This window comes from Variovorax sp. OV700 (assembly GCF_900099805.1).
Taxonomy (GTDB): Bacteria; Pseudomonadota; Gammaproteobacteria; order Burkholderiales; family Burkholderiaceae_C; genus Variovorax.
The window spans coordinates 396,678-402,839 of the sequence record NZ_FNDR01000006.1 but is presented as its reverse complement, the minus strand read 5'-3'; the positions used below and the strand labels follow the sequence as shown (position 1 = coordinate 402,839).

At 65.3% G+C, this 6,162-nt stretch carries 7 protein-coding genes, 1 tRNA gene and 1 pseudogene; 5 read left to right on the top strand and 4 right to left on the bottom strand.

Features of this window, described 5'->3' with window-relative positions; all coding sequences use genetic code 11:
• Window positions 1–209 (top strand): annotated as a pseudogene (locus BLR24_RS17090) (ABC transporter ATP-binding protein); the annotation flags it as partial.
• 12 nt (window positions 210–221) lie between these two features.
• On the opposite strand, the gene BLR24_RS17085 reads toward BLR24_RS17090, so the two are convergent.
• The gene (locus BLR24_RS17085; protein ID WP_093018960.1) at window positions 222–1,199 is read right to left on the bottom strand and encodes a tripartite tricarboxylate transporter substrate binding protein; all 978 of its coding nucleotides are present in this window, start codon (window positions 1,197–1,199) and stop codon (window positions 222–224) included.
• Between the two features lie 40 nt (window positions 1,200–1,239).
• Window positions 1,240–2,304 carry a CDP-6-deoxy-delta-3,4-glucoseen reductase gene (locus BLR24_RS17080; RefSeq protein WP_093018958.1) on the bottom strand — a complete coding sequence of 355 codons (1,065 nt, stop codon included), beginning with the start codon at window positions 2,302–2,304 and terminating at the stop codon, window positions 1,240–1,242.
• A gap of 63 nt (window positions 2,305–2,367) precedes the next feature.
• Between BLR24_RS17080 and BLR24_RS17075 the strand changes: the two genes are divergently transcribed.
• Complete coding sequence (locus tag BLR24_RS17075) at window positions 2,368–3,300, top strand: SDR family oxidoreductase (RefSeq protein ID WP_093018956.1); 933 nt, start codon at window positions 2,368–2,370, stop codon at window positions 3,298–3,300.
• Window positions 3,301–3,316: 16 nt separating this feature from the next.
• Here BLR24_RS17075 and BLR24_RS17070 read toward each other — a convergent pair.
• Window positions 3,317–3,401, bottom strand: a tRNA-Leu gene (locus tag BLR24_RS17070).
• A gap of 42 nt (window positions 3,402–3,443) precedes the next feature.
• On the opposite strand from BLR24_RS17070, the gene cysM reads away from it, so the two are divergent.
• The 3 genes from cysM to BLR24_RS17055 are packed head-to-tail and all read left to right on the top strand — an operon-like array spanning window position 3,444 to window position 5,155.
• The gene (gene cysM, locus BLR24_RS17065; protein WP_093018954.1) at window positions 3,444–4,346 is read left to right on the top strand and encodes a cysteine synthase CysM; all 903 of its coding nucleotides are present in this window, start codon (window positions 3,444–3,446) and stop codon (window positions 4,344–4,346) included.
• A gap of 13 nt (window positions 4,347–4,359) precedes the next feature.
• The gene (locus BLR24_RS17060; RefSeq protein ID WP_093018951.1) at window positions 4,360–4,938 is read left to right on the top strand and encodes an NUDIX hydrolase; all 579 of its coding nucleotides are present in this window, start codon (window positions 4,360–4,362) and stop codon (window positions 4,936–4,938) included.
• A complete protein-coding gene (locus BLR24_RS17055) occupies window positions 4,928–5,155 on the top strand; it encodes a sulfurtransferase TusA family protein (protein WP_093018948.1) in 228 nt (75 codons plus the stop codon). The genes BLR24_RS17060 and BLR24_RS17055 overlap by 11 nt, the downstream gene beginning before the upstream one ends.
• A gap of 37 nt (window positions 5,156–5,192) precedes the next feature.
• On the opposite strand, the gene galU is transcribed toward BLR24_RS17055, so the two are convergent.
• Window positions 5,193–6,083 (bottom strand): UTP--glucose-1-phosphate uridylyltransferase GalU, encoded by an 891-nt coding sequence (gene galU / locus BLR24_RS17050; RefSeq protein WP_093018946.1) that lies wholly within the window; start codon window positions 6,081–6,083, stop codon window positions 5,193–5,195.
• Between the last annotated feature and the right edge of the window lie 79 nt (window positions 6,084–6,162).

The window sequence follows — 6,162 nt, the reverse complement described above, 5'->3', positions numbered from 1 at the left end:
CGCCCATCATGTGCGACAAGATCTTCGAGGTGGTGCAGACCGTGGCGGCGCAGGGCGTGACCATTCTGCTGGTGGAGCAGAACGCCAACCGCGCGTTGCAGCTGGCCGACCGCGGCTACGTGATGGAGTCCGGGCTCATCACGATGGACGGCGACGCCAAAGAACTGCTGCGCGACCCGCGCGTGCGGGCCGCTTACCTCGGCGAGTAACCTTCGAAGGGGTCAGTCGACCCTGGCGCCGGTCGCCTTCACGACGGCTTCGTACTTGAAGAGCTCGCTCTTCATGAACGCGTCGAACTGTTCGGGCGAACTGGCCACGGGCTCGGCCAGCAGCGTGGCAAAACGGGTCTTCGTTTCGGGTGCATTCAGTGCCGCGACGAAGGCCTGGTTCAGCTTCACGACCACGTCGTGCGGCGTGCCGGCCGGTGCCACCAGGCCCCACCAGGTGTCGATCGAAAAGCCCTTGAGCGTGTCGGCTACCGGCGGCACGTCGGGCATGGCGCTGCTGCGCTGCAAGGTCGTGACGGCAATGGCCTTGAGCTTGCCTGAGCGGATGTTGGGCGCCGCGGTGGCAAGGTTGTCGAAGTTGAAATCGACCTGCCCCGAGAGCAGCGCCAATTGCGCCGGATTGCCACCGTTGTACGGAATGTGCAGCGCAAAAATGCCGGCCTGCTTCTTGAACAGCTCGCCCGCCAGGTGCCCGGCGCTGCCGTTGCCGCCGCTTCCGTAATTGAGCTTGGCCGGGTTGGCCTTGGCGTAGCGGACCAGGTCGGCCACGGTGTTGATCTTCAGGCGCTGCGCCGTCTCGGCATTCATCACCAGCACGTTCGGCACGCGCACCATCTGCGTGATGGGTGCGAAGTCGCTCGCCGCGTTGAACGGCATCTTGCTGTAGAGCCACGGATTCACCGCATGGGTGGCGGTGGCCGCAATGCCGATGGTGAGGCCGTCGGGCGCTGCCTTGGCGACGATGTCGGCGCCGATGTTGCCGCCCGCACCGGGCTTGTTGTCGATGATGACCGTGCCGAGCGTGTCCTTCACGCGTTCGGCCAGCATGCGGGCCGTGACGTCGATCGGCCCGCCCGCGGCGTAGGGCACCACGAGGCGGATCGGGCGTTGCTGCTGTTGGGCCGCCGCCTGGCCGGTGGCAATCAACGTGGCACTGGTAAGCAGTGCAAGAAGGAAGTGTCTCGTTTTCATTTTTTCGTTCTGTGTCGTCTCGCGGAAACCGGATCGGAGATCAGGGAAGCGCCTTGTCGGCCTCGGTGGTGAATGCGTCGGCAAAGAACTCGTCTTCGGGCAGGCCGGCCAGCGCCACGTAGTCATGCTTGGCCGAGTCGACCACGATCGGCGCGCCGCAGGCGTACACCTGGTGCCCGGAAAGGTCGGCAAAGTCTTCCAGCACCGCGCGGTGCACGAAGCCCGTCCGGCCGGTCCAGTTGTCTTCGGGCGTGGCATTGGAAACGACCGGCACATAGCGCAGGTTCGGCATTTCCTTCAGCTGCTCGCGCATCCAGCCGTCCATGTAGAGGTCTTCGGGCCGGCGGCCGCCCCAGTAGAGCGTGGCGGGCCGGTCGATGCGCTTGAACTTCATGTGCTCGAGCAGCGCCTTGATCGGCGCAAAGCCGGTGCCGGAGGCCAGGAAGATCATCGGTTTGGCGGAGTCCTCGCGCAGGAAGAAGCTGCCGTAGGGGCCTTCGATGCGAAGGATTTCCTTCTCTTTCATCACTCCGAACACGTGGTCGGTGAACTTGCCACCTGGCAGGTGCCGCAGATGCAGTTCGATGCCCGTGCCCGGCTCGCCCAGCGTGTGCGGCGCATTCGCCATCGAGTAGCTGCGGCGCGCGCCGTCGCGGAGGATGAATTCCACATACTGCCCCGCGTAAAACTGCAGCGGCTCGCCGGCAGGCAACTGCAGGCGCAGCTTCATCACGTCGTGCGAGAGCCGCGTGAGCGCCAGCACCCGCACCGGCATCTTTCGGATCGGCAGGGCGCCGGCCTCTGTGACCTGGCGCGATTCGAGCACCACGTCGCTCTTAGCGTGGGCGCAGCAGGTCAGCACGAAGCCCGCCAGCTGTTCTTCGGCGCTCAGTGCCTTGCTCTGGTGCGGGCCGAGTTCGACCTCGCCAGAGAGTTTCTTGCACTTGCAGGAGCCGCAGGCGCCGTCCTTGCACCCATAGGGGAGCCCGATGCCTTGCCGGATCCCGGCCGCGAGAATGGTTTCATCGCCATGCACCACGAAGTGACGCCCGCTAGGCTCGACGGTGATGGAAAAGCCCGCGTCATGCGGCGCTGCAACAGTCATCGGTATTCTTCGGCTTGTTTCAGCCTGTGGCAGAAAAGAGAAAAAGGGAAAGGAACCCGGATTTTGCCTTCAATCAATAGCCCTTCCGGCGCGCTGCCGGCGCGCTTTCGCCGCGAGCGCCTGCTGATCGTGGGGTGCGGAGACGTGGGCCAGCGCGTGGCGCGTAACTTGCGGGCCCGCATGCAGTTGGTGGCGCTCACTTCATCGGCCGACCGGGTGCCGGCGCTGCGGGCCGCTGGCATCCGCCCGCTCGTAGGCAACCTCGACGACCCGTCCACGCTGCGGCGGCTGGCCGGCGTGGCGACCCGCGTGCTGCACCTGGCGCCGCCGGCGCGCGACGGCGGCACATCGTGGTGGCGCGACCAGCGCACCATTGCGCTGGCACGCGCGCTGCGGCTGCGTTCCACGCCGCTGGCATTCGTCTATGGCTCCACCAGCGGCGTTTACGGCGACTGCGGCGGCGCGCGGGTGAGCGAGACACGGGCCGTGCGACCCGACACGCCTCGCGCCCATCGCCGCGTGGATGCCGAGCGCGCGGTGCGCTGGCTCGGCCGCAGCGCGGGCGTGCGCGCGAGCATCCTGCGCATTCCGGGCATCTACGCGCCAGACCGCGAAGGCGGCACGCCGCGCCAGCGACTGCAGCGCGGCACGCCCGTGCTGCGGCGCGAAGACGACGTGTTCACCAGCCACATTCACGCCGACGACCTTGCGCGCGCCTGCGTGGCGGCGCTGTTCCGCGGCCGGCCGCAGCGCATCGTGCATGCCGCCGACGACACCGAACTGCGCATGGGCGACTACATCGATCTGGCCGCCGACTTGTACGGCATGCCCCGCCCGCCGCGCATGGCGCGCGACGAAGCCCAGCGCCAATTGCCGCTGCAACTGCTGAGTTTCATGGGGGAATCGCGCCGGCTCGACAACACGCGGCTCAAGCGCGAACTGCGCGTGCGGCTTGCGCACCCGACGGTGCACACGGGGCTGCGCGAGGAAGCCTGAGAGCGAGTCAAAAGTATGGTGCCCGGGGCCGGAATCGAACCGGCACACCTTTCGGTGGGGGATTTTGAGTCCCCTGCGTCTACCAATTTCACCACCCGGGCAGGGTTCTGAAGCAAGCCCAAAATTATGGCACAGTGGCTGCCATGAATTATCCGACGATCGAAGACGCCATCGGCAAAACCCCCCTGGTGGCACTGCAACGCATCGATGCGGCCGAAAATGCCAGGCGCGGCAATGTCATCCTCGGCAAGCTGGAAGGCAACAATCCCGCCGGCTCGGTAAAGGATCGTCCCGCCCTCTCGATGATCAAGCGCGCCGAGGAGCGCGGCGAAATCAAGCCCGGCGACACGCTGATCGAAGCCACCTCGGGCAATACCGGCATCGCGCTGGCCATGGCCGCGGCCATCAAGGGTTACCGCATGGTGCTGATCATGCCGGAGGACCTGTCCGTCGAGCGCGCCCAGACCATGAAGGCCTTCGGCGCCGAGCTGGTGCTCACGCCCAAGAGCGGTGGCATGGAATACGCGCGCGACCTTGCCGAACAGATGGTGGCCCAAGGCAAGGGCCGCGTGCTCGACCAGTTCGCCAATGCCGACAATCCGCGCATCCATTACGAGACCACCGGCCCCGAGATCTGGGCCGACACCAAGGGCAAGATCACGCATTTCGTGAGCGCCATGGGCACTACTGGCACCATCACAGGCGTCTCGCGCTTCCTGAAGGAAAAGAACCCCGCGGTACGCATCATTGGCGCGCAGCCGGCCGAAGGCTCGCGCATTCCGGGCATCCGCAAATGGCCCACCGAATACCTGCCCAAGATCTACGAGCCAAGCCGCGTCGATGAAGAAATCAGCGTGAGCCAGGACAACGCCGAAGAAATGTGCCGGCGCCTCGCGCGCGAAGAGGGCATCTTCGGCGGCATCTCGGCCGCCGGTGCTCTCTGGGTGGCGCTCGAAGTGGCCAAGACGGTGGAGAACGCCACCATCGTGTTTGTCGTGTGCGACCGCGGCGACCGCTATCTTTCGACCGGCGTGTTCCCCGCCTGACAGAGCCACAACCATGCCCCACCCCAAGTTCTGCCAGGCCTGTGCCACGCCGCTCGAATGGATCGCGCTGATGGAAGACGGCGGTCCCAAGGAGCGCCTGCGCTGCCCGTCCTGCGGCCACACGCACTGGAACAATCCCACGCCCGTGCTCGCCGCCATCGTCGAGTACCGCGGCCAGGTGCTGCTGGCGCGCAACGCGGCCTGGCCCGCCAAGATGTATGCGCTGATCACCGGCTTCATGGAGGCTGGCGAAACGCCCGAGGAGGGCATTGCGCGCGAGGTGAAGGAAGAAACCAATCTCGACGTGAGCGCGGCCAAGCTCGTTGGCGCGTACGACTTCCAGCGCATGAACCAGATCATCATCGCCTACCACGTGGTGGCCGATGGCGAGGTCAGCCTCTCGCCCGAGCTCGTGGACTATCGCCTTTACGATCTGCCCGACCTCAAGTGCTGGCCCGCCGGCACCGGCTATGCGCTGGCCGACTGGCTGCGCACGCGCGGCCACGAGCCCGTGTTCTTCACCGCGGCCGAAAACGAAGCGCGGCGCCGCGGACTCGTGCTGCCGCCCGAGGAGCCAAAGCATGGAAGTTGATCGCGAAATCGACACACGCGGACTGAACTGCCCGCTGCCCATTCTCAAGGCGAAGAAGTCGCTCAACGACATGGCGAGCGGTCAGCTGCTCAAGGTGGTGTCGACCGACCCGGGCTCGGTGCGCGACTTCCAGGCCTTTGCGCGCCAGACCGGCAACGAGCTGGTCGAGCAGCAAACCGTCGGCAGCGACTTCATCCATGTGCTGAAGAGGCGCTGACCAAAAAAGAAAAGGGCCCCGTCGGGGCCCTTTCTCTTCAGAGCTCCAGGCTCTTCAGATACTCGCGGAATTGCGCGCCCACTTCGGGGTGCGCCAGCGCAAGCTCCACCGAGGCTTGCAGAAAGCCTTCCTTGCTGCCGCAGTCGTAGCGGATGCCCTTGTAGGCATAGGCGTAGACCGCTTCCTTCTTCATCAGCGCCGCAATGCCGTCGGTGAGCTGGATCTCGCCGCCCGCGCCCTTGGGCTGGTTGCGAATCTCGTCGAACACGCCGGGCGTGAGGATGTAGCGACCCGCCACGCCAAGGCGCGAGGGTGCCTTGTCCGGCGAGGGCTTCTCGATCATGCGATCGACCTTCACGAGATCGTCGCCGATGGATTCGCCTGCCACGATGCCGTAGCGCTTCACGTGCTCGAGCGGCACCTCTTGCACTGCAAGCAACGAAGCGCCGAGTTTGCCGAAGGCGGCGGTCATTTGTGCGAGCACCGGTGCACCGCCCACGGGGCCGACCATCAGGTCATCGGCCAGCAGCACGGCGAAGGGCTCGTTGCCCACCAGGTGTTCGGCACACAGCACCGCATGGCCCAAACCCAGCATGCGCGGCTGGCGCACGTAGGAGCAGGTCATGTCGTCGGGCATCACGGAGCGCGCGATGTTGAGCAGTTCGAGTTTGCCGCTGGCCTCGAGCTGACTCTCGAGTTCGTAGGCGGTGTCGTAGTGATCTTCGATGGCACGCTTGTTTCGGCCCGTTACGAAAATCATGTCGCGAATGCCCGCCGCGTAGGCTTCCTCAACCGCGTACTGGATGAGTGGCTTGTCGACAACCGGCAGCATTTCCTTTGGCTGCGCCTTGGTGGCGGGCAGAAAGCGGGTGCCGAAACCTGCAACAGGAAATACGGCCTTGCGGATGCGTGTCGAGGGAATGGGCATGGACAATTTGGGCGTCTGTTCGTTCAGTTGAAGAAGAAGGTTTTAGAAGTCAATAAACGGTACCGAAATACCGCTTTTG